General features: G+C 65.8%; 20 protein-coding genes. 7 read left to right on the forward strand and 13 right to left on the reverse strand.

Annotated elements, in window-relative coordinates:
• Positions 1 to 138 precede the first annotated feature (138 nt).
• From urtA to cbiE, 12 genes are all read right to left on the reverse strand, one after another.
• Positions 139 to 1,404, reverse strand: a complete 1,266-nt coding sequence (gene urtA / locus AC2CGW_RS17715; RefSeq protein WP_186665977.1) for an urea ABC transporter substrate-binding protein — start codon at positions 1,402 to 1,404, stop codon at positions 139 to 141.
• Between the two features lie 271 nt (positions 1,405 to 1,675).
• Positions 1,676 to 3,082, reverse strand: coding sequence for a D-serine/D-alanine/glycine transporter (gene cycA, locus AC2CGW_RS17720; protein ID WP_484574368.1), 1,407 nt, complete (start codon positions 3,080 to 3,082; stop codon positions 1,676 to 1,678).
• Positions 3,083 to 3,311: 229 nt separating this feature from the next.
• On the reverse strand, positions 3,312 to 4,679 hold the full coding sequence (locus AC2CGW_RS17725; protein ID WP_484574369.1) for a PepSY-associated TM helix domain-containing protein: 1,368 nt from the start codon (positions 4,677 to 4,679) through the stop codon (positions 3,312 to 3,314).
• Positions 4,680 to 4,736: 57 nt separating this feature from the next.
• Entirely contained in the window at positions 4,737 to 6,794 is a 2,058-nt protein-coding gene (locus AC2CGW_RS17730; RefSeq protein ID WP_186710785.1) for a TonB-dependent copper receptor, read from the reverse strand.
• Positions 6,795 to 6,861: 67 nt separating this feature from the next.
• Complete coding sequence (locus AC2CGW_RS17735) at positions 6,862 to 7,299, reverse strand: DUF2946 domain-containing protein (protein ID WP_186665984.1); 438 nt, start codon at positions 7,297 to 7,299, stop codon at positions 6,862 to 6,864.
• Between the two features lie 19 nt (positions 7,300 to 7,318).
• Entirely contained in the window at positions 7,319 to 7,801 is a 483-nt protein-coding gene (locus AC2CGW_RS17740) for a copper chaperone PCu(A)C (RefSeq protein ID WP_186665986.1), read from the reverse strand.
• A 44-nt stretch (positions 7,802 to 7,845) separates the two neighbouring features.
• A complete protein-coding gene (locus AC2CGW_RS17745; RefSeq protein ID WP_484574370.1) occupies positions 7,846 to 8,232 on the reverse strand; it encodes a DUF2946 domain-containing protein in 387 nt (128 codons plus the stop codon).
• A gap of 124 nt (positions 8,233 to 8,356) precedes the next feature.
• A complete protein-coding gene (locus AC2CGW_RS17750; protein WP_186665990.1) occupies positions 8,357 to 9,211 on the reverse strand; it encodes an SPFH domain-containing protein in 855 nt (284 codons plus the stop codon).
• A 24-nt stretch (positions 9,212 to 9,235) separates the two neighbouring features.
• Entirely contained in the window at positions 9,236 to 9,673 is a 438-nt protein-coding gene (locus tag AC2CGW_RS17755; RefSeq protein ID WP_054894581.1) for an NfeD family protein, read from the reverse strand.
• Positions 9,674 to 9,808: 135 nt separating this feature from the next.
• The gene (locus AC2CGW_RS17760) at positions 9,809 to 10,528 is read right to left on the reverse strand and encodes a cobalt-precorrin-6A reductase (protein ID WP_484574371.1); all 720 of its coding nucleotides are present in this window, start codon (positions 10,526 to 10,528) and stop codon (positions 9,809 to 9,811) included.
• Entirely contained in the window at positions 10,525 to 11,619 is a 1,095-nt protein-coding gene (locus AC2CGW_RS17765; RefSeq protein ID WP_484574372.1) for a cobalt-precorrin-5B (C(1))-methyltransferase, read from the reverse strand. The genes AC2CGW_RS17760 and AC2CGW_RS17765 overlap by 4 nt, the downstream gene beginning before the upstream one ends.
• A complete protein-coding gene (gene cbiE, locus AC2CGW_RS17770; RefSeq protein WP_484574373.1) occupies positions 11,612 to 12,823 on the reverse strand; it encodes a precorrin-6y C5,15-methyltransferase (decarboxylating) subunit CbiE in 1,212 nt (403 codons plus the stop codon). The genes AC2CGW_RS17765 and cbiE overlap by 8 nt, the downstream gene beginning before the upstream one ends.
• A 167-nt stretch (positions 12,824 to 12,990) precedes the next feature.
• Between cbiE and cobG the strand changes: the two genes are divergently transcribed.
• The 7 genes from cobG to AC2CGW_RS17805 all read left to right on the forward strand — a co-directional run bounded on the left by cobG (position 12,991) and on the right by AC2CGW_RS17805 (position 19,496).
• Positions 12,991 to 14,322: a precorrin-3B synthase gene (gene cobG, locus AC2CGW_RS17775; protein ID WP_484574374.1), complete on the forward strand. Its 1,332-nt coding sequence runs from the start codon at positions 12,991 to 12,993 to the stop codon at positions 14,320 to 14,322.
• Entirely contained in the window at positions 14,315 to 14,941 is a 627-nt protein-coding gene (locus AC2CGW_RS17780; RefSeq protein ID WP_054894218.1) for a precorrin-8X methylmutase, read from the forward strand. The genes cobG and AC2CGW_RS17780 overlap by 8 nt, the downstream gene beginning before the upstream one ends.
• Positions 14,941 to 15,672: a precorrin-2 C(20)-methyltransferase gene (locus AC2CGW_RS17785; RefSeq protein ID WP_186710806.1), complete on the forward strand. Its 732-nt coding sequence runs from the start codon at positions 14,941 to 14,943 to the stop codon at positions 15,670 to 15,672. The genes AC2CGW_RS17780 and AC2CGW_RS17785 overlap by 1 nt, the downstream gene beginning before the upstream one ends.
• Positions 15,660 to 17,366, forward strand: a complete 1,707-nt coding sequence (cobJ, locus tag AC2CGW_RS17790) for a precorrin-3B C(17)-methyltransferase (protein WP_186665999.1) — start codon at positions 15,660 to 15,662, stop codon at positions 17,364 to 17,366. Before AC2CGW_RS17785 ends, cobJ begins: the two co-directional genes overlap by 13 nt.
• A 92-nt stretch (positions 17,367 to 17,458) precedes the next feature.
• Positions 17,459 to 18,139, forward strand: coding sequence for a hypothetical protein (locus AC2CGW_RS17795; protein ID WP_186666000.1), 681 nt, complete (start codon positions 17,459 to 17,461; stop codon positions 18,137 to 18,139).
• Positions 18,140 to 18,199: 60 nt separating this feature from the next.
• Positions 18,200 to 18,880, forward strand: a complete 681-nt coding sequence (locus AC2CGW_RS17800) for a hypothetical protein (RefSeq protein WP_484574375.1) — start codon at positions 18,200 to 18,202, stop codon at positions 18,878 to 18,880.
• Complete coding sequence (locus tag AC2CGW_RS17805; protein WP_484574376.1) at positions 18,873 to 19,496, forward strand: hypothetical protein; 624 nt, start codon at positions 18,873 to 18,875, stop codon at positions 19,494 to 19,496. The genes AC2CGW_RS17800 and AC2CGW_RS17805 overlap by 8 nt, the downstream gene beginning before the upstream one ends.
• Before the next feature lie 14 nt (positions 19,497 to 19,510).
• Here AC2CGW_RS17805 and AC2CGW_RS17810 read toward each other — a convergent pair whose 3' ends face one another.
• Entirely contained in the window at positions 19,511 to 22,282 is a 2,772-nt protein-coding gene (locus AC2CGW_RS17810) for a hybrid sensor histidine kinase/response regulator (RefSeq protein ID WP_186666004.1), read from the reverse strand.
• Between the last annotated feature and the right edge of the window lie 63 nt (positions 22,283 to 22,345).

Here is a 22,345-nt window from a genome sequence, read left to right on the forward strand (position 1 = left end):
CGGGTAATCCTGGAAATCAGCGGTGGATTCTTCGCGGGTGAACCCGCTCTCACAGGGACCGCGCCGGTTCCAGACCTTGCACCGTACCTGTGGGAGCGGGCTTGCCCGCGAATGGGCCGCAACGCGGCCCCCGTGCAATCAGTTGCCCTTCACCGCATAGTCAGGTCGCTTGTCGTTACCCGGAATGAACGGGCTCCACGGCTGCGCACGCAGCGGCTGCTCGGTCTGCCAGACCACACTGAACTGCCCGTCATCCTGGATCTCGCCGATCATCACCGGCTTGTGCAGGTGGTGGTTGGTCTTGTCCATGGTCAGGGTGAAGCCGGACGGTGCCTGGAAGCTCTGCCCGGCCAAGGCCTCACGCACTTTGTCGACATCGGTGGACTTGGCTTTCTCGACCGCCTGCGCCCACATGTGGATGCCCACGTAAGTGGCCTCCATCGGGTCGTTGGTCACCGCCTTGTCGGCACCCGGCAGGCCCTTGGCCTTGGCGTAGGCCTTCCAGTCGGCGACGAACTTCTGGTTGACCGGGTTCTCCACCGACTCGAAGTAGTTCCACGCCGCCAAGTGGCCGACCAGCGGCTTGGTGTCGATACCACGCAGTTCCTCTTCACCCACCGAGAAGGCCACCACCGGCACGTCGGTGGCTTTCAGTCCCTGGTTGGCCAGCTCTTTGTAGAAGGGCACGTTGGAGTCGCCATTGACGGTGGAGATCACCGCCGTCTTGCCGCCCGCGGAGAACTTCTTGATGTTGGCGACGATGGTCTGGTAGTCGGCATGGCCGAACGGCGTGTAGACCTCTTCGATGTCCTTGTCGGCCACGCCCTTGCTGTGCAGGAAGGCGCGCAGGATCTTGTTGGTGGTGCGCGGGTAGACGTAGTCGGTGCCCAGCAGGAAGAAGCGCTTGGCGCCGCCGCCGTCTTCGCTCATCAGGTACTCCACCGCCGGGATCGCCTGCTGGTTGGGCGCAGCGCCGGTGTAGAACACGTTCGGCGACATCTCCTCGCCTTCATACTGCACCGGATAGAACAGCAGCCCGTTGAGCTCCTCGAACACCGGCAGCACCGACTTGCGCGACACCGAGGTCCAGCAGCCGAACACTACCGCGACCTTGTCCTGGGTCAGCAGCTGGCGACTCTTCTCGGCGAACAGCGGCCAGTTCGAGGCCGGGTCGACCACCACCGGTTCGAGCAGCTTGCCGTTGACCCCGCCCTTGGCGTTGATCTCGTCGATGGTCATCAGCGCCATGTCCTTGAGCGACGTCTCGGAAATGGCCATGGTCCCGGACAGCGAATGCAGGATGCCGACCTTGATGGTCTCGGCCGCCTGGATGCTCCAGCTCAGGCCCATCGCCGCGATCGATGCGCTGAGGGTGAAGGCCTTGATCAGACTGCGTCGCTTCATGTGCTCTCTCCGCTGAGTTGTTGTGGTGTTGGCAGAGGGGAGATTGCAAAGGCTGTGCCGTGGTGCGCGAAGCTGCGGATTAGAAGGGTTGTGCTTCGATGCGGGGCTCTGGCAGGGGCCAGGTTGGTGCTTGCTCGGCGAGCCTGCACAGGATTGGGGCCAGAGGGTGAGCAGTTTATGCGCAGCGCGCTGGGGGCGAAGTGAAACTGCACACCATGAGTGTGAGAGCGGGGTTTGCCCGCGAAAGGGCTGCAGAGCAGCCCTGTGCAGATCAGTTATCGCGCACCACCGCTCGTGGCTGGCGCTTGCTGCGCACGAACTGGTAAGTGACCGCCAGGATCACAAACCAGATCGGCGTCACCACCAGCGCCGAACGGGTGTCGGCCTCAAGGCTCAACAGCACCAGAATGCCGGCGAAGAACACCAGGCACACGTAGCACATGAAGCGCCCGCCAGGCATCTTGTAGATCGACTTCTCGTGCAGCGCCGCACGTTGCTTGCGGTAGCTCAGGTACGACAGCAGGATCAGCGTCCAGACGAACATGAACAGCACCGCCGACACCGTGGTCACCAGGGTGAAGGCTTCGATCACGTTCGGCACCAGGTAGATCAGCACCGCGCCGAGCAGCAGGCACAGGCAGGAGAAGTACAGGCCGTTGGCCGGCACGGCGCGGCGCGACAGCTTCTCGAAGGCCTTCGGCGCGTCGCCTTCCTGGGCCAGGCCGTACAGCATGCGGCTGGTGGAGAACACGCCGCTGTTGGCCGACGAAGCGGCCGAGGTCAGAACCACGAAGTTGATGATGCTCGCCGCTGCCGGCAGGCCAGCCAGCACGAACAGCTCGACGAACGGGCTCTTGCCCGGCACCACGTCGCGCCAGGGCGTGACCGCCATGATCGCAATCAGCGCCAGCACGTAGAACACGATGATGCGGATCGGGATCGAGTTGATCGCCCGCGGCAGGGTGCGCTCGGGGTTCTTCGCTTCGGCGGCGGTGGTGCCCACCAGCTCGATGCCGACGAAGGCGAACACCGCGATCTGGAAACCGGCGAAGAAACCGAACAGGCCATTGGGGAACATGCCGCCGTCATTCCACAGGTTGGCCAGGCTGGCCATGTGGCCGCTCGGCGACTGGAAGCCGGTGACGACCATGTACAGCCCGGTCGCGACCAGGCCGAGGATGGCGATGATCTTGATCAGGGCGAACCAGAACTCCATTTCGCCGAACAGTTTCACCGTGACCAGGTTCAGCGACAGCAGCACCGCCACGCAGGTCAGCGCCGGTATCCACTGCGGCAGGTCGGGGAACCAGAACTGTGTATAGGCGGCGATCGCCACCACGTCGGCGATGCCGGTGACGACCCAGCAGAACCAGTAGGTCCAGCCGGTGAAGTAGCCGGCCCAGGGGCCGAGCAGGTCGGCGGAGAAGTCGATGAACGACTTGTAGTTGAGGTTCGACAGCAACAGCTCGCCCATCGCCCGCATGACGAAGAACAGCATGAAGCCGATGATCATGTAGACGAAGATGATCGATGGGCCGGCGAGGCTGATGGTCTTGCCCGAGCCCATGAACAGGCCGGTGCCGATGGCGCCACCGATGGCGATGAGCTGGATGTGGCGGTTGGTCAGGTTGCGTTGCAGATGCTGGTCATCTGCCTGGGGGGATGAGGTCCGGGTCATAGGCTGCATTCCATTGAGGGTCAGTCTTCTTGTGAGCGAAAGCCGGTTAGGCTAACACGCACTGCAAAGGTGCGGGCGTGACAGATCGCCACGATCTTGGCGGTGCAGTGGCGATTCTTGAATGACTGAAATCAACGGATGCCCTTTTCGCGGGCAAGCCCGCTCCCACAAGGTACGGCGCCGCTGTACCTTGTGGGAGCGGGCTTGCCCGCGAAAAGGCCGACGCGATTCAGGCCTGTACCGCGACCCGCCTACGCCGCACCACCAGGCTGTCCACCACCCACATCACTACCATCGACACCCCTACCAGCGGGAACACGACACCCAGCACCAGCATCACCCCCACGGCAGTCTTCCAGCGCGGCAGGTCATGGCGCAGCGGCGGTACGCCAAGCCCACCGGACGGGCGGCGCTTCCACCACATCACCAACCCGCTCACCGAGCCCAGCAGGATCATCAGGCACACCAGCAGGATGACGATCTGGTTGAGCGCCCCGAACATCTTGCCCTCGTGCAGCATCACCCCAAGCTCGGTGGCGCGGGCTACCGGGCTGTAGTCGCGCCAGCGCACGTCGGCCAGGACCTTGCCGGTGTACTGGTCAACATGCAGGGTGGCGTCGTTGCGCGGATCGTCGGCGAACACTGCGATGGTGAACACACCTTCAGCGGTACTCGGCGAGGTGATGCTGTAGCCCGGCGCCACGCCGCGGGCGTTGGCCAGGTCCTCGACCTGCTGCAGGGTGATCTGCGGCGCGGCTGGGGCGCTGTGCATGTCGTGATGGCCCATGTGCTCGGCATGCGCGCCGGACACCGGCATCGGCGTGTTTTCCAGGGCCCAGGGCACGGTCTGGCGATGGGCGCTGTTCAGCGCGCCGGCCTGCTGGTCGGATTTCGGTACGTCGTTCCACATCGCCGCCGGGAAACGGTTCCACAGATCGGCGTACTGTTTGCCCCACAGCCCGGTCCAGGTCATGCCGCTGAGCAGCATCAGCAACAGCAGCGCCGAACCCCAGAAGCCGCTGACCGCATGCAGGTCGCGCCACAGCACGCGCCCGCGTGCCGACAGGCGTGGCCACAGTACGCCACGGCTGTTGCGGCCACGTGGCCACCACAGATAAAGCCCGGACACCACCAGCACGATGCCCCAGCCTGCGGCCAGCTCCACCAGCCGATCGCCGACGGTGCCGACCATCAGCTCGCCATGCAGGGCACGGGCGATGGCCTGCAGGTTCTGCTTGCCGTCCTGCGCGCCCAGCACCTTGGCGCTGTACGGGTCGACGAACACGTTCAGTTCGCGGCCGCCGTCATGCACCACGAACTGCGCGCTGCGCTCGGCGTTCAACGGTGGCAGGTACTGGCCGACATGGCCCTGTGGATAAGCCTGGCGCACCTGGGCCAGCAGGGTATCGGCGCTTTGGCGTTGCTGGCCGGCCTCGACCACCATCAGGTCGCGGTACATCCACGGGTCGAGCTGCGGCTTGAACAGGTAGATGATCCCGGTGATCGCCAACAGGATCATGAAGGGCGCGACGAACAGCCCGGCATAGAAATGCCAGCGCCAGGCCAGGTTGTAGAAGGATTGCTTTGGTTTGCTCATGGAGCCTCCCGTTCGACCAGGTGGGGCGCGGTCAGGCCCGCGCCCCGATTGTTATTGTCAGAAGCTGAAATCGACCTTGGTCCAGAAGGTCCTGCCCGGCTCGTTGACCGGCTGCGGGTCTGCCGCCGGATAGCCGAACCCGGCGTTCCCGGCCAGGTTCAAGTGCTCGGCGTAGGCCTTGTCGAACAGGTTGTCGACGCCCGCGCTGAGCTTGAGGTTGTGGTTGACCTTGTAGGCACCGTTGAGCGAGAACACGCCGAAACCGCCGCTCTTCTCGTAGTCCTTGCCCACCACGTTGCCCTGGTTCTCGGCGATGCGGTTCTGCGCCGCGACCAGCCGCCACAGCGCACCGACGCTCCAGGTATCGCGGCTGTAGCTCAGGCCCAGGCGGCTTTCCAGCGGGGGCATCTGCGGCAGGGCCTTGCCGTCGCTGCTGTTCTTGCCCCAGGCGTAGGCCAGCGTGGCGTCGGCCTTCCAGTTCTCGTCCAGCTTGTAGGCCGCGCCCAGCTCGCCACCCATGATGCGGGCGTCGATGTTCTGCGCCTGGGTGCTGCTCATGCCCATCATGCTGCGGTAGTCGAACAGGATGTAGTCGCGGATCTGCCCGACGTAGCCGGAGGCCCAGGCCTGCAGGCGTTCGTCCTGGTACTGGATGCCGAAGTCGAGCTGGGTGGTCTTCTCTGGCTTGATGCTGTCGAAGGCATTGACCGAGCCACGCGGGCCGTTGGTTGGCGAGAACAGCTCCCAGTAGTCTGGGAAGCGCTGGGCGTGGCCCAGGCCGATATAGCTGGTGGCCGGGATCGACGCCAGGTCATGCTCGTAGCGGATGAAGCCGCTGGGCAGGGTATCGGCGCGGGTGTCGCCGTTGGTGGCACTGGCCTGGCGGAAGTCGCGGGCCGAGGCGCGGTCCAGGCGCGCACCGCTGATCAGGCGATCCTCGCCGGTGGCGTACCAGGTCAGCTCGCTGAACACGCCGTAGTTATGGAAGTCGGCGTCCTTGGTCCAGGGCTGGCCCTTGTGCGCATCGACGCCCATGCCGCCGCGTTTGCGGTGTTCGTTGGTCTGCGCGTCGATGCCGCTGATCAACTGCACGTCGGCCCAGCGCCAGGTCGCCTTGATGCGTGCGCCGAGGGTACGGCGATCGACATTGCTGACCATGGGCATGCCCATCATGCCGCTGCCCGAGGGCGTGCGCAGGCTGTAGTTGTCCATCACGTGGTCGGCGTAGTTGTAGTAGACCTGCGCCTCGACCTTGTCGAGCACCTCGCCGAGGTTGGACTTTTCAAAGCGCAGGCCCAGGCTTTCGCGCTTGAACTGCGAGCCGTCCATGCCGCGCCCGGCGTAGCGCGCCTCGCCATCGCCCTTACCGGCGGTGAGTTCGAGCAGGGTGTCGGTATCCGGGGTCCAGCCGAGGGTCACGTCGCCGTTCCATTTGTCCCAGCGCGACGGCACGGTATCGCCGTTGCCATCCTTGTAGTCATCCGAGCGCGATTGGTTGCCGACGAAGCGCGCGTAGGCCTGGCTGTTGCCGGCGGCGGCGTCGAGCACCTTGTCGAAGCGGCCGTTGGAGCCGGCGAGCAGGCTGGCGTTGACCCGGCTGCCGAGGGTGCCGAATTTCTCCGGCTCGCGCTCGAAGAGGATGGTGCCAGCCGAACCGCCAGGGCCCCAGATCACGCTTTGCGGGCCTTTGATCACGGTCAGGCGGTCGTAGGTTTCCGGCGAGATGTACGAGGTCGGGGCGTCCATGCGGTTGGGGCAGGCGCCGAGCATCACGCCGCCGTTGGTGAGGATGTTCAGGCGCGAACCGAACATGCCGCGCAGCACTGGGTCGCCGTTGGTGCCGCCGGAGCGGATGGCGGAAAAGCCGGGGATGGTCTTGAGGTAGTCGGCGCCGTCGCTGGCCGGCACCGGCTGGCGGGGATCCTTGGGGTTGGTGACCACGGTCAGCGGCGAGCTGGGCGCGATGGCGGTGATCACCGTCGGGCTCAGTTCCGGGGTGTCATGGCCTTCGTGGCCAGGCTCGACGGCGAGTGCCAGCGGGCTCAGCAGCGAGCCGCAGAGCATGGCGAGGGTCCCATGGCGGGACAGGGCAGAAACAGGGGTGCAGCCGGACATAATGATTCCAGTCGATCAGTCATGAGTAAGCGCGAAGCCTCCTGGCTTCAGGCGTTAAACGGGGTGGTCAGACGTTGATCGACGCAGGTGGGGCGCGGCTGCGGGCACCGGGAAACACCGCTTGCAGGGCATGGCCCTGGCGGGTCGGGTAGGTGGTGAGGGTGGACGGGATGGCGCTGGCGAGACTGAGTGGGCTGAGGGTCTGGGGCAGGGCGGGGCAGTTGAACAGCAGGCTGCAATAGCCGCATTTCTCCCAGTCCGCGTGTAGCTGGCCATCGTTGCCGTGGCCGTGGTGGTCTTGCCCGGCATGCGAATGCCCCGAGGCCATGGGCATGTCCATGGCCATGCTCATGTTCATGCCGGCGTGGTGATCCATCGGCATCGACTGGGAAACCAGTGGGCCGATGAAGATCATCCACATGGCGAACAGGCTCAGCCAGCCGCCACCGACGCGCCTGCGATCAGGGCGGGTGCTGCGGGCTGTGCTGTTGCGCGGCAAGCTCATGACGAGCGCCTGTCAGCGGTCAGTGCGCGTGTTCGTGTCCTGCCTGATCGGCGGGCGGCTGCTTCTGCACGGCGACCTCGACGGTGATGTCACCGGCTTTCTCGAAGTGCAGGGTGAGCGGGAAGCGCTTGCCGTCAGTGAGCAGGCTGCGGTCCTTGGGCTGCATCAGCATCACGTGGTAGGCGCTGGGGGCGAAGGTCAGGTCCTTGCCTGCGGGCACAACCACACTCTGCACCTGCTGCATCTTCATGGCACCGGCAGCGGTCTTGATGTGTTCGTGCAACTGGGCGTCATCGCTGACGGGGCTGTCGACGCTCAACAGGCGGTCGTCGACCTTACCGTTGTTGTGAACGATGAAATAGGCCGCGACATTGGGCGCGTTGGGTGGCAGCTCCAGCGACCAGGGATGGGCGATATGCAGATCGCCGACACTGTATTCGTGGGCGCTGGCGAAGGCGCTGGGCAGCAGCAGGGTGGCCAGGATGAGGGCTTGCTTGAGCATGGTGGGTCTCCGGTCTGTACGGGTTCAGGAAGAGCGTCTTGAACTCAGGCCAGTGGAGAGGCTCGCGGATTGAGCGCCGGCCAGAGCTGGCGCGGCGTGGACTGGTGCGTGGCGAGTGGCGGCGCCTGGCCGAAGCGCAGTTGCGGCGGGTTGTGCAGTTGCGCTGCGTGGCTGGCCAGGGCGAGCACAGGCGAGGCACCCGAGCAGCACCAGCAGTGCTGCATGTTGGAGTGGTCGTCCTGTTGGCCCAGGTCGATCTTGGCCAGGGCCTGGACATCGAGCTTGGCCTTGCCCGCGCCAGTCGAGCAGAAGGCACCCCACAGCAGCTGCTCGGCCGGGCCCTTGGGCACGGCGGAAGACAGCGGCATGGCCAGCAGGTTGAACAGCACTGCAAGGCAGGCTATCCAGGCGATGTGCCGACGTGGGGTCATGGAGAGATCCGGTCAGGAATCAGGTGGCTATTGTACGGCGGAGTATAGGTAAAAATGCGGGGGTGCGGTGAAGTGCCGCAGCTGTCGGCCCCCCGACTTGCCCGCGAAGCAGTCACCGCCGGTATCAGGCCTTGCCGCGCCCCAGCAGGCCGCGCACTGTCTCCTGCAGGTCCGCTGGCAACACTACGACTTTCGAATTGTCGCTCCCGGCGAGGTTTTCCATCGCGCCGATGTAGCGCTCACCCAGCAGGTACATGGCCGGGGTGGTCTCATTGCCCACCGCTTCACGCACCAGCGAAATCGCCCGGGCCGAGGCTTCGGCCAGGTTGATCTGTGCCTCGGCATCAAGCTTGGCTGACTGCAGGCGCGCCTCGGCTTCGAGAATCGCCGCCTGCTTGGCGCCTTCGGCACGGGTTACGTCGGCTTTACGCTCACGCTCGGCCGCAGCCTGGCGCTCCATGGCCACCTGCATGTTCTCCGACGGTTTGATGTCCTGGATCTCCACCGAACGCACGGTCACGCCCCAGTCTTCGGTCTGTTCGGACATCGCCTCGCGCAGGCGCGCCTTGATCTGCTCGCGGCTCGACAACGCTTCGTCGAGGTCCATGGCGCCGACGATGGCGCGCAGCGAAGTCATGGTCAGGCTGGTGACCGCGAAGGAGAAGTCCTGCACGCCGTACGAGGCCTTCTGCGGGTCGACCACCTTGGCAAAGCACAGGGCGTTGGCGACGATCACCGCGTTGTCGCGGGTGATGATTTCCTGCTGCTGCACGTCGAGGATGATGTCCTTGGTCGGCAGGCGGTAGGCGATCACGTCCATGTAGGGGATGACGATGTTCAAGCCGGGTTTGAGCGTGGTGTGGTAACGGCCCAGGCGTTCGACGATCCATTCCTCGCCCTGGGGCACGATGCGCACCCCCTTGAACAGGGTGATCAGGACGAACAGGGCGATGGCGGCGACGACGATGAGGCTGGTCATTGCAAGCTTCCTTTCAAGACAGGTTCAGGGGCGGGTAACCCGCGCGGTGTTGCCTTCGATGGCTGCCAGGCGAACGCGCTCGCCGGCGGGGATGTCGCTGTCGGCGACGCAGGTCCATTCTTCGTTGCCGAGGATGGGCTTCTGGAAGCGCACCCGGCCTTTCTGGAACTGCGACACGCTGGCGGTCAGCAGGCCGACTTCACCGATCACGCTGTCTGCAGTCCAGCGTACGTCCGGCTTCTTGCGCCGGAACAGCTTGAACCACAGCAGGGTGGTGAGGGAGGAGAATGCCACCCACAGCAGCACCTGCATGTCCAGTTGCAGTGCAGGGGCGGCCAGGGCAATCAGCGACACCAGGATGGCGCCGATGCCGAACCAGAGGATGAAGAAGGTTGGCAGGACCAGTTCGAGCAGGACCAGGGCGATGCCGAAGACGAGCCAGATCCACCATTGCATTTCCATATGGGCAGGGCCTTGCGGTGAGGGAGGCTGAAGTCTAAGGCAGGGGGGACTGGAAGACTATTCCGAGCTGGATGATGAATGTGTCGGAAATGGCTGGGGCTGCTGCGCAGCTCCCGCGCGAGCCGAGCCTGCTGCTCACATCGACAAGGCTTCGCGCAACTGCGCCACCGATCCGAACAGCCGATCCACCTCCGGCAGCTCAGGCCGCTTCAACACCAGCACCGGCACCCCGCGCTCGCGCGCCACTTCAAGCTTCGGCTCGGTCGCGGCGCTGCCACTGTTCTTGCTCACCAGCACATCGATCTGGCGCCGTTCGAACAGCGCCCGCTCATCCTCGAGGTGGAACGGGCCACGGGCACCGATCACCTCGCAGCGATCATTGCCCGGGCAGGCTTCCAGGGCGCGCAAGGTCCAGAACTGGTGGGGCGGAATGTCTTCGAGATGTTGCAGCGGCTCGCGCCCCAGGGTGAACAGCGGGCGCTTGAAAGGCGTCAGTGCGTCGATCAACGCATCCCAGCCCTCGACCTCGCGCCAGTCGTCACCCGGCTGCGGTTGCCAGGCGGGGCGACGCAAGGCCCAGCAGGGAATGCCCGCCGCCTTCGCCGCCTGCGCGGCATTGGCGCTGATCTGTGCGGCATAGGGGTGGGTGGCGTCGATCAGCAGCGCGATCCGCTCGCGTTGCAGGTAGTCGGCCAGGCCGTCGGCCCCGCCGTAACCGCCCACCCGCACCTGACAGGCCAGATCCTGCGGGATGCGGCCGATACCGGCGAGGCTGTAGACATGCTCAGGCCCCAGCAACCGGGCGATGGCCAGCGCCTCGGTGACGCCGCCCAGCAGCAGGATACGGCCGGTCATTGCACACCTGCCTTGCCGACGACACCGCCCTGACGGTCGATGGCGAATACCTCGACCTGCACCTGTGCAGGCACCACGCTGCGGGCGAATGCCAGGGCGTGGGCGCAGACGCTATCGCCCAGGGCGATACCGGCGGCATGGGCGAGCGCCAGTGCCTGTTGGCTGGTGTTGGCACCGATGATCGCCTCCTGCAGAGCGGGGTCCGCGCCGATATCCGCGGCCCAGCCTGCCAGTTGCGGCAGGTCGATGCTCGAATGACGGCTGTGCAGGTCCATGTGGCCGGCGGCCAGCTTGCTGATCTTGCCGAAACCGCCACACAGGGTCAGGCGCGGTACCGGCACTTTGCGCAGGTGCTTGAGCACCGCGCCGACGAAGTCGCCCATCTCGATCAGGGCGATCTCCGGCAGCCCGTAGACCCGGCGCATGGTGTCTTCGCTGGCGTTGCCAGTGCAGGCGGCGATGTGGGTGTAGCCGTTGGTATGGGCAACGTCGATGCCCTGGTGGATCGAGGCGATGTAGGCCGAGCAGGAAAATGGCCGGACGATACCGCTGGTGCCGAGGATCGACAGCCCGCCGAGAATGCCCAGCCGCGGGTTCATGGTCTTGAGCGCAAGCTCCGCGCCACCCTGCACATTTACCGTGACCTCGAATCCGCCCGCGTAGGCGCAGTCGCCTGCCAGTCGCTGCAGGTGCTCGCTGATCATCCGCCGCGGCACGGGGTTGATCGCCGGTTCCCCGACTGCCAGTACCAGGCCGGGGCGCGTCACCGTGCCCACGCCTTGCCCGGCGACGAAGCGCACGCCCGGCTCGTCGGTCAGGCGTACCTGGCTGTAGAGCAGCGCACCGTGGGTCACGTCGGGATCGTCGCCTGCGTCTTTCAAGGTGCCGGCCTCGGCGCGCTCGCCGTCTCGGCGGCAGAATTCAAGGCGCATCTGCACCTGCTTGCCCTTGGGCAGGGTGATCTGCACGGCGTCGTTGGACTGGCCGGTGAGCAGCAACTGCGCTGCCGCCAGGCTGGTGGCGGTGGCACAACTGCCGGTGGTCAGGCCACTGCGAAGTGGCGCGGGCTGTTCGCGGGTTTCTTCACGCATCGAAGGGCTTCACCACCTCGAGCAGCGTGATCGGCAGGGCTTGGCGCCAGGTGTCGAAACTGCCTAGGGCCTGGGCCTGGGCCACATGGATGCGGGTCAGTTCGCCGCCGTGTCGCTCACGGAAATGCGCCAGGGCCAGTTCGCTCTGCAAGGTCACGGCATTGGCCACCAGCCGCCCTCCAGGGCGCAGGCGCTCCCAGCACAAGGGCAGTACGCCTTCGCCGGTGACGCCGCCGCCGATGAAAATGGCGTCGGGGCGTTCGAGACCGGCCAGGGCTTGCGGTGCCTTGCCGCGAATCAACTGCAGGCCAGGAACGCCGAGCTGGTCGCGGTTGAATTCGATGAATGCCTGGCGACCTTCGTCGGCCTCGATGGCCAGTGCGCGGCAGCTGGGGTGGGCGCGCATCCATTCGATACCGATCGAGCCGCATCCGGCGCCGACATCCCACAGCAGTTCGCCGGGTTGAGGCGCCAGGCGTGCCAGGGTGATGGCGCGCACGTCGCGTTTGGTCAACTGGCCGTCGTGGCGAAAGGCGCTGTCGGGCAGGCCGCTGATCGGCGACAGGCGCGGGCTGTCCGGCGCGGCCAGGCATTCGATGGCGACCAGGTTCAGTGCTGCGGCCTGGGCGTGGGGCCAGTCTTCTGCGCTGCCATTCAGGTGCTTCTCATCGGGGCCGCCCAAGTGTTCGAACACCTGCATCCGGCTTGGGCCGAAGCCGCGTTCACGCAACAATTGCGCAATGGCTGCAGGACTGTCGCCGTCATTGCTCAGCACCAGCAGGCGCACACCGCTGTAGAGCTGGGCATTGAGCGCCGCCAGCGGCCGCGCGACCACTGACACCACCTGCACCTCCTGCAACGGCCAGCCCAGGCGCGCGGCGGCCAGGGCGCAGGAGGAGGGCATCGACAGCACCTGCATCTGTTCGGCCGGGACCTGGCGCGCAAGGCTTGCGCCAACGCCGTAGAACATCGGGTCGCCGCTGGCCAGCACGCACACGGGCTCGCCGGACAGAGCCAGCACAGGGGCGAGGGAGAACGGGCTGGACCACGTCAGGCGCTCGCCGACCACGCAGCGCGGCAGCAAGGCGAGCTGGCGCGGGCTGCCGAAGATACGTGCAGCAGACAGCAGCGCGCGCCGGGCCTGCTTGCCCAGGCCGCTGAAGCCGTCTTCGCCGATGCCTACTACTGTCAGCCAGGGGGTCATCTGATCATTTCCGTCGTGTTGGGAGTCGTGTCGCCTTTTTCGCGGGCAAGTCGCAGCGGCGAAAAGGACGACACGGTCCTGAAGCATTGCTCGACCATCGGCTTTTCATGCCGTCGGACAAAGCAGGCATAATACCGCGCCTTCTACACTGAAGCGCGTCTTCACGATTGCCGGATACCCCCTTGAAGCCACCCCACACACCCGCCGTTTCGCCCCGCCCCTCGGCATGCCCGGGGTTGTGGCGCATCGTCGCGGCGCGAGATGGCGGCATTTGCCGGATCAAACTGCCCGGCGGCCTGCTGCTGGCCGAGCAGGCCGAGGCGGTGGCCGACGCTGCCGAGCGCTTCGCCGGTGGAGTGATCGAGGCGACCAACCGCGCCAATTTGCAGATCCGCGGTATCGGCGACGACCACCTGGCGCTGGTCGGGCACCTGCTCGATGCCGGCCTGGGTCCGCGCGAGGCGGCCGGTGACGATGTCCGCAACCTGATGCTCAGCCCGCTGGCCGGTGTCGATCCGGCGATGTTGATCGACATTCGGCCGCTGGCCGGGCAGATCCTGCACCTGCTGGAAACCACCCCGCGCCTGCATGAGTTGTCGGCCAAGTTCGCCGTGCAGCTCGACGCTGGCGAGTCCCTGGCGATGCTCGCGCACCCCCATGACCTGTGGTTGTCGGCGCTGCTGCTCGACCGGCAGGTGTGGCTGGCCTTCGGGCTGGCGGGCTGCCCGGGCGATGGCGCAACCCTTGGCGCCGTACCGCTGGACCAGGGAGTGGCATTGGTGCGGGCAGTGCTGGAGCGCTTCCTCGACCTTGCCACGCCCGAGCAGACACGGATGCGCCAGTTGCTGCAGACCTGCCCGGTGCAGGATTTCGTCGAAGGGCTGGGGCTGCCGATTCGTCGTGACAGCGCTGTGCGCCAATGGCGGCGAGCGCCCGCCAAGCCGCGCTGGCTCGGTGTGTTGGCCCAGCGTGAGGGCAGTGCGTTGGGCGTGGCACCGCCGCTGGGGCGCTTGACGCCCGCCATGCTGCGCGGCCTGGCCAGGCTTGCGCGCGAGGCCGGTGATGGCAGCCTGCGCCTCACGCCCTGGCAGAGCCTGGTGCTGCCGAACTTCGACCCATCGCTGCTCGGGCAGGCCCAGGCCGAAACGAAGGCGCTGGGCATGATCAACGACGTCTTGCAGCCACTTGCACGCATCAGCGCTTGCACCGGTTCCAGCGGTTGCGCCAAGGGCCAGTCCGACACCAAGGCCGATGCGCAGTTGATCGCTGGGCTGCTGCACCATGGCGCCCCGGCCAGTGTGCACCTGACGGCTTGCCCGCGTTCCTGTGCCGTGGCCCATGTCGCCCCGGCCACCCTGCTGGCCCGTGCCCCGGGCCGTTATGACCTTTATCTTCGCGATGCGCGCCTGCCGGGTTTCGGCCGACTGCGCGCATCCGACCTTACCCCAGAAGAAGCAGGCGCCATGCTCGACCTGCCGACGGAGCACCTTGATGATTGACTACATCCGCGATGGTCAGGAGATCTATCGCAATTCCTTCCGCATCATTCGCGAGGAGGCTCGCCTGGAGCGGATTCCGGCCGATCTGGAAAAGCTCGCCGTGCGAGTGATCCACGCCTGCGGCATGGTCGAGGCGATCGACGGCCTGCAGTTTTCCGAAGGCGCCGGAACGGCGGGGCGCCAGGCCCTGGCAAAGGGCGCACCGATCCTCTGCGACGCGCACATGGTTGCCGAAGGCATCACCCGCGCGCGCCTGCCGGCCGACAACCCGGTCATCTGCACCCTGCGTGACCCCAGCGTGCCGGGCTTGGCCAAGGACGCCGGCAACACCCGCTCGGCGGTGGCCCTGGAGCTGTGGCGCCCGCATCTGGAGGGCAGCGTGGTGGTGATCGGCAATGCCCCGACCGCGCTGTTCTACTTGCTGGAAATGCTCGACGCGGGTGCGCCCAAGCCTGCGTTGATCCTCGGCTTCCCGGTAGGCTTCGTCGGCGCTGCCGAGTCCAAGGCGATGTTGGCCGCCGACAGCCGTGGTGTGCCGTTCGTCATCATGCAGGGGCGCCTGGGCGGTAGCGCCATGGCCGCCGCGGCTGTCAATGCCCTCGCCACGGAGGTGGAGTGATGCAGCCTCGTGGACGTCTGCTCGGCCTGGGGGTCGGCCCCGGCGATCCGGAACTGATCACGGTCAAGGCCCTGCGCCTGCTGCGCGAAGCGCCGGTGGTGGCGTATTTCGTGGCCAAGGGCAAGCGCGGCAATGCCTTCGGTATCATCGAGGCGCATCTGCAGGCGCAGCAGACCCTGCTGCCACTGGTGTATCCGGTCACCACCGAGGTGCTGCCGGCACCACTGTCGTACGAGCAGGTGATCAGCGACTTCTACGACGAAGCCAGCGTGCAGGTGGCCGAACACCTGGATGCCGGTCGTGATGTGGCGGTGATCTGCGAAGGCGATCCGTTCTTCTACGGCTCCTACATGTACCTGCACGATCGCCTGGCCCAGCGCTACGAGGCCGAGGTGATCCCGGGCGTGTGCTCGATGCTCGGCGGGGCTTCCGTGCTCGGTGCGCCGCTGGTCTACCGCAACCAGACGCTGACCGTGCTCTCCGGTGTACTGCCCCACGAAGAGCTCAAGCGCCGCCTGGCCGACGCCGACGCCGCCGTGATCATGAAGCTTGGGCGCAACTTCCCCAAGGTACGCGAGGTGCTCGCCGAGCTGGGCCTGGACCAGCGCGCGCTGTACGTGGAGCGTGCAACCATGGCCAACCAGAAGATCGTCGCGCTGGACGCGGTCGATCCGCAGTCTTCGCCGTATTTCTCGCTGATCGTCGTACCGGGTGAAAAATGGCAGGGATGAACAGCGACAAGGCACCGGCCATCGTCATTCTCGGCCCTGGCAGCCTGGCCACCGCCCAGCGTATCCAGCAGCGTTATCCACAGGCGCGGATTCACGGCCTGAGCGGCCGGGTCGAGGGCGTCGAGCACGGCTACGAATCCTTCGGCGACACGCTGCGTGGGCTGTACCGCGAAGGTGTGCCGATCATCGCCCTGTGCGCGGCCGGGATCGTCATTCGTACTTTGGCGCCCCTGCTCGACGAGAAGGGCGCCGAGCCGCCGGTGCTGGCGGTGGCGGAGGACGGCAGCGCCGTGGTGCCGCTGCTGGGCGGCCTGAGCGGGGTCAATGTCATGGCCCGGGAGATTGGCGAAGTGCTGGGTGTGGCGGCGGCCATCACCACCAGCGGCGAGCTGCGTTTCGGCACCTGCCTGCTCAATCCGCCGGCAGGCTACGCCTTGGCAGACCTGGAGCAGGGCAAGCGCTTCGTCTCTGACCTGCTGGCCGGCGAGCGCGTGCGCATCGAAGGTACGGCGCCCTGGCTGGCCCAGGCGCAGTTGCCCGAAGACGCCGCGGCCCGACGCAGTATTCATGTCGGCTGCCAGGCGCGCCCGGCCAGCCGCGACGAGTTGCTGATCCATGCGCGCTCGGTGCTGGTGGCTGTGCAGGCCGGGCAGGCCGATCTGCCTGCCCGTGTGCGTGACGCTTTGGCTGCGGCGAACATCGCCGACGCATCGCTGGCGTGCTTGCTGGCTGGTGACGATGCGCTGGCCGAGCCCGCCGTGCACGACGCCGCCCGAAGCCTGGGTGTGCCCCTGCGATTCGCGGCGCAGGGCGGCAGCCTGGTCGAGATGGCTGGACAGGCGCTTGCGGGCGCGCAACTGATCGAACAGGGTGAGGTGGTCATCGCTGTAGCGCCGGCGCCGATCGACCCGTTGCAGGTCGGACGTGCGCGCGGTCGCCTGGCTGTGATCGGCCTGGGCCCGGGGGCCGCGGAGTTCATGGTGCCGGCAGTCAAGGCCGAACTGGCCCGTGCCAACGATGTACTGGGCTACGAAACCTATGTGCGCATGGCCGGCCCGTTCCGCGCCGATCAGGTGCTGCACTGCACCGACAACCGCGAGGAGATGCAGCGTGCGCGTCACGCCTTCGAGCTTGCGGCGCAGGGGCGCTCGGTGGTGGTGGTCTCTTCGGGCGATCCTGGCGTGTTCGCCATGGCGGCTGCGGTGCTCGAGGCGCTGCATGAATCGAGCGATCCGGCCTGGCATCGCGTCGACCTGCAGATCCTGCCCGGCGTTTCCGCCTCCCTGGCCACCGCGGCCCAGGCCGGTGCACCGTTGGGGCACGATTTCTGCGTGATGTCGCTGTCGGACAACCTCAAGCCCTGGTCGATCATCGAGAAGCGCCTGGACCTGGCGGCGCAGGCCGACCTGGTGCTGGCGTTCTACAACCCGATCTCCCGCGCCCGGCCTTGGCAACTGGGGCAGGCCCTGGAGATCGTGCGCCGTCATCGGGATGGGCAGACCCCTGTCGTCCTGGGGCGCGACATCGGCAGGCCGGGGCAGAGCCTGAACGTCGTCTCGCTCTGCGAGTTGCTACCTGAGATGGTCGATATGCGCACCATGGTGCTGGTCGGCTCCAGTACGACCACCGTGTTCAAGCATGCCGATGGCGCGCAGTGGGTCTACACCCCGCGCTGGTATCCCCCGCACCGCTGACCTTATTGGAACTCCTTCAGTCCGCCAGGCCGAGCTGGCGCTGGCTAACGTGGTCGCCCCTGGTGTTCAGGGGCAACCCAAAGGAGTTTCAGATGAGCGATGATAAACAAGTCACCACCACCGACGCTGGCCTGCTGGTCGAGGGCAACTTGCTGGCCTGTGGTGCAGGCATGACGGCACAGAGCCGCCGCGACGTGAAGAACGCGTTCCACTTCGCCACCCTTGCCGCGGACAAGGCGCTGGATATCGAGGAAAACGGCAAGGCCTGGTACGACAAGTTCCTCGATGCGATGCGTGACCTGGGCTTCACCACCCCCCACCGCAGCTTCGAACTGGAAACCTCCTCGCAGTTGAGCGTCACGCTGGGCGCGGTGGGCGTGCGTATCATCGGTGCAGCCGGCACTGCACTGCTGGGCGGCACGAAGCTGGGCGCACTGGCCAAGCGGGCGTTCGACAAGCTGACCGACGTCGAAAAAGACACCCGCATCATCCATCACAAGAAAAAGAGCAAGGCCAGGGGCGTGGTCGGGATGGCGGCTTGCCTGGAAACCGAGCAAGGCGATGTGGTCATGGTGATGAGCTGTGTGCGTTCGACGGAGCCGAACCTGGATGAAGATGTACTGGGGGTGCAGTTCCAGCTCGAGAAGTCGGAGTACTACGCCGGCCAAGCGGTGCTGACGCTGAACAACTTCGTCTACGAGAAAGTGCGGGCCACGGTGGAGGAGAAGCTCGGCGTGCGCAGTGTCGAGAACATTCTGCAGTACGACATCTGATCAAGGGCGCGGGCTTGCGAGCACCGCGCTTTTTAGTTTCTACAGACCGGAAAACCTGCCATGACCTATGCAGATCACACGCTGATCCTGATTGGCCAGACCGTGTTGCTCGTGCCGCCAGGCATCGAGGTGCAGCAGCGCGAGGATGCCCTGGATTCACTGCACTACTGTCAGTTGCTGGCCAACAAGCACGCTGGCTCCTGCTTCGACGATCCCGACGCTTGGGCGCTTGCCTATCGCCAGGGTTTCGAGTCACTGAACTGGATCAGGTTCGTCAGCGCGCATGATTGGATCGCCCTTGGACCAGGGGCTGCCCGCAACGAGGAGACGCCGCTCTTGAACTGGTTGAAGCAGCGCAAGATCGATGTCGATGGGGTACTGGCCACGTTGTCGAAGGCACTGACGGGCGTGCCTGAGGGCCTGGACCATCTGCTGCGTTTCGCCGTGCGCAACGAGGCCGATACGGGCGAGCTGCACATCGAGTTCGGGCTGCTCGGTGCCGGGCCGATTCTCGACCTGTGCAGCGTGTCGCTGCGCTGCGAGCACCCGATCACCCGGGAGACGCTGGCCGCCGCTGCACAGCGTACGCAGCTGCAGGGCGAGCTGGCGGTACGGGCGCTGTCGCTGAACCTGAGCAAGCAGCACTTTGCTTCGCAGCGCTCGGACCTGCACAACTTGATACTCGACAAGGAACGCGAGAAGCCTCGTCGACTGACGCTGGGAGTGATGACACATGAATGAAGCCAATGCTGCTGTGATCGGGGCGGGCGTCGTCTCGTTCCTGCCGGGCTTGTCGCTGGCGCAGAAAGACAAGGTGAAACTGGCCCTGGCGTTGGCCGAGCGGGCCACACAGACGGCCTTCGACGAAGGGTTGGTGCAGGATTGGTTCGCCTACTACCGCAACCAGTTGAAGTTCATGGGCTGGGATGCGGTGTCTGCCGAGCAGGTCCACTGGCCGGATGCGGGGCGCGCCGAACAGGTCGACAAAGTCCTTGCGCTGATCACCAAGACCGCGGGGGAGCGATTCGCCAGCAATGTGGAAATGTCGTTGCAGCGCCTGCGCAACAGCCCAGAGACGCTCGCCAGCTTGGAGAAGAACGCACGCGAGCGAGGGCACTTCCAGTTACTCCCTTGCGCTCCGGCCGGGCAGAACCGGGTCGATATGGTGCTGTATCACGAGGTCGATACTCAGGATGCCTGGCGCGCGGGCTTCATCACCCGCAAGCGCAGCATGAAGAACGTGCGCGCCGAGCTTGTACGGTTCAACATCCTGGCTTTCGAGAACAGCTACCTGTCCAAGGTGCACCAGCGGGTCGTGGAGGTATCCCTGAAGCGGATACACGAATACGACATTTGAGGGGGGCTGGGTGATCAGGGCGTGTGGAGGGGGCCGGTGGCCGCTTCGCGCTGGTTCGCCCAGAACTGGATCAGTTCGCGCAACTGCGACAGTTCCACCGGCTTGGCCATGTGCCCGTCCATGCCGGCCAGGCGTGCACGTTCCTTGTGCTCGCTGAGGATATGCGCGGTCAGTGCCACCACCGGGGTGCGCTGGCGCTGATTGGCCGCTTCCCAGTCACGCAGGCGCTGGGTCGCGGAGAAACCATCGAGAATCGGCATTTCGCAGTCCATGAGCACCAGGTCGTAGCGCTGCGCTTTCATGGCCTCGAAGGCCTCTTCGCCGTTGCTGGCCGTGTCGGGCTCGAGGTTGAGCTTGCCGAGCATGCCGCGGATCACCTTGGTCGAGATGCTGTTGTCTTCGGCGACCAGGATACGGAAGTCGGCGGGCAGGTCCAGCGGCGCCGGCGCGCCACCGAGGGCAGCAATGATCGCCGGCTCGCGGCCACGCTGGCTCAGTTCCTCGGCCAGGGTGGTCTTGAGCGTGTAGCCGGCCACCGGCTTGGCCAGGATGCGTTTGACCCCGGCATTGCGGGCGATGATCTTGCTGGGCGCGTTGCTGATGCCGGTCAGCATGATCACCAGGATGTCGTGGTTCAGGCTCGGGTCTTCCTTGATCTTGGCAGCCAGTTGCATGCCGGTCATTCCGGGCATGTTCTGATCGAGCAGCACGGCATCGAAGTAGTCGCGCAGGTGCGCCTTGGTGCGCAGCAGCGCCAGGGCTTCCTTGCCGGAGGGCACCGCACTGACGTTCATGCCCCAGGCGCTGCACTGTTGTACCAGCACCTTGCGGCAGGTGTCGTTATCGTCCACCACCAGCACCCGGGCATCGCGCAGCGGGCCGTCGAGATCGGCGGGCGGTTGTTCCAGGCGAAGCGGATCGAGCGGCAGTGTCAGCCACAGCGTATTGCCCAGGCTGGTGCTGGTCTTTATACCGAATTCGCCGTGCATCAGGCCGATCAACTGCTTGGCGATCACCAGGCCCAGATGGCCGCCGAGCTTGTTGCTGGAGAGGAAGTGGTGGCTGTGCAGCTCGGCCTGCAGCAAAGCCTCGCGCTCGGCGCTGGCCATCGGCTCGCCGCTGTCCTGCACGGCGATACGCAGGCGCGGGGCGTCACCGCGCTGGTCGAGGGCCACCACCAGCAGGATTTCGCCCTGGTCGGTGTTCTTCAGGGCATTGTCCAGCAGGCTCGACAGCGCCTGGCGCAACCGCGTCGGATCGCCGCTGATCACGCGTGGCACCTGTGGCTGGGTGAAGCTGATCAGCTCGATGTTCTGCTGTTCGGCCTTGGCCCGGAAGATGTTCAGACAGTCTTCGATCAGTGCGTTGAGGTCGAACTGCACATCATCCAACTCGATCTGCCGCGACTCGAGCTTGGAGATGTCGAGGATTTCGTTGATCAGTGTGAGCAGCTCGTTGCCGGCACTGTGGATGGTTTGCACGTAGTCGCGTTGCTTGACCGACAACGGCGTGCCCAGCAGCAGCTCGGTCATGCCCAGCACGCCGTTCATCGGCGTGCGGATCTCGTGGCTGATCTTGGCCAGGAACTCGGCCTTGGCGTTGATCTCGGCGTCGCTGGCGGCGAGGGCACGGCTGGCACGCACGCGCTCCTCGTTGATCTTGCGCAGGCGCTCGCTGACCGCAAGGTTCAGCAACAGGCCGCTGACCACGGTCAGTCCCATCAGGATGACCAGCAGCCAGGGGGTGGGGGTGCGTGTCAGACCGAGCAGCGCAGGCAGCAGGACCAGGCCGCCGAGGTTGAACACCAGCATGGCCAGGGTGAACAGGCGTGCGGGGTTGTAGCCCTTGTACCAGTAGTACGTACTGGCCAGGAGCATGCTCAGGCTGCCGAGGGCCAGCAGGGTGTAGGTGGTCAGGTTCAGCGGCAGGCTGTCGATGAACAGCAGGAGCAGGCCGCTGAGGGCGGCGATCAGCATTTCTGCCTGCAGGATGCGGGTGAGCCGCAACGAGGCGCAGGGCGAGAAGAAGCGCTGGGTGAAATACAGCCCGCAGAGCCCCGCCAGGACCAGCGTGAGGTAGGCGGCAGGCGTTTGCGCGCTGTGCCACAGGTGCCACCACGGGCCGCAGAGGTTGAGCAGGATCAAGGCGCTGAGCAGCATCAGCGCGTGGTACAGCGCCAGTACCAGGGTGGTGCTGGAGCGCGTGTAGAAGAAGCGGATCAGGTTGTGCAGGATCAGCATCACCAGGCCGCCGAACAGCAGGCCGAACAGCAGCGGCTGGCGTTGGTCGATGGCCGCGCTGGCCGCCGATTCCAGAGAGATTGCCGGGCGTAACTGGTGTTCGGAGACCAGACGCACGTAAATATCCAGCGGTTGCGTGGCGTTGGGCAGTGGCAGAACGTGATCGCTGCCGCGCAGGGTAGGGCTGGCATTGCCCAGTTGTCGGCCATGGTGCAACTGGCGCAGTAGCGTGCCGCCGTCGAGGGCGTAGAGGTCCAGGCGCGACAGGTCGGGGGCGAAGATGCGCAGCAGGCGTTCCTGGTCGGCGGGCTCGAGGCGGTAGTGCAGCCACAGGGCCTGGTCGGGCAGGGCGGCATCCAGCGCGTCCAGTTGCAATGGGCTGAACTGGTTGCGGTAGCGGTCGGAGCGTACGTCGGAGAGCTGCAGGCTTGCCTGTTCATCGAGCAGCACAGACCACCCGCCGCCTTGTTCGGCTGCAGCCGGAAGCAGGCAGAGCAGGGTCAGCAAGCTGACGATCAGGGCAGTGGCAATCCGAAGCCGACGCACGACGAGATCCTTTCTTGGCTGATAAGCCGGATAACAACTATGCGCGGCGTGCCGCGCCAAAGG

It is taken from the genome of Pseudomonas sp. SYWMCR5 (assembly GCF_057197165.1).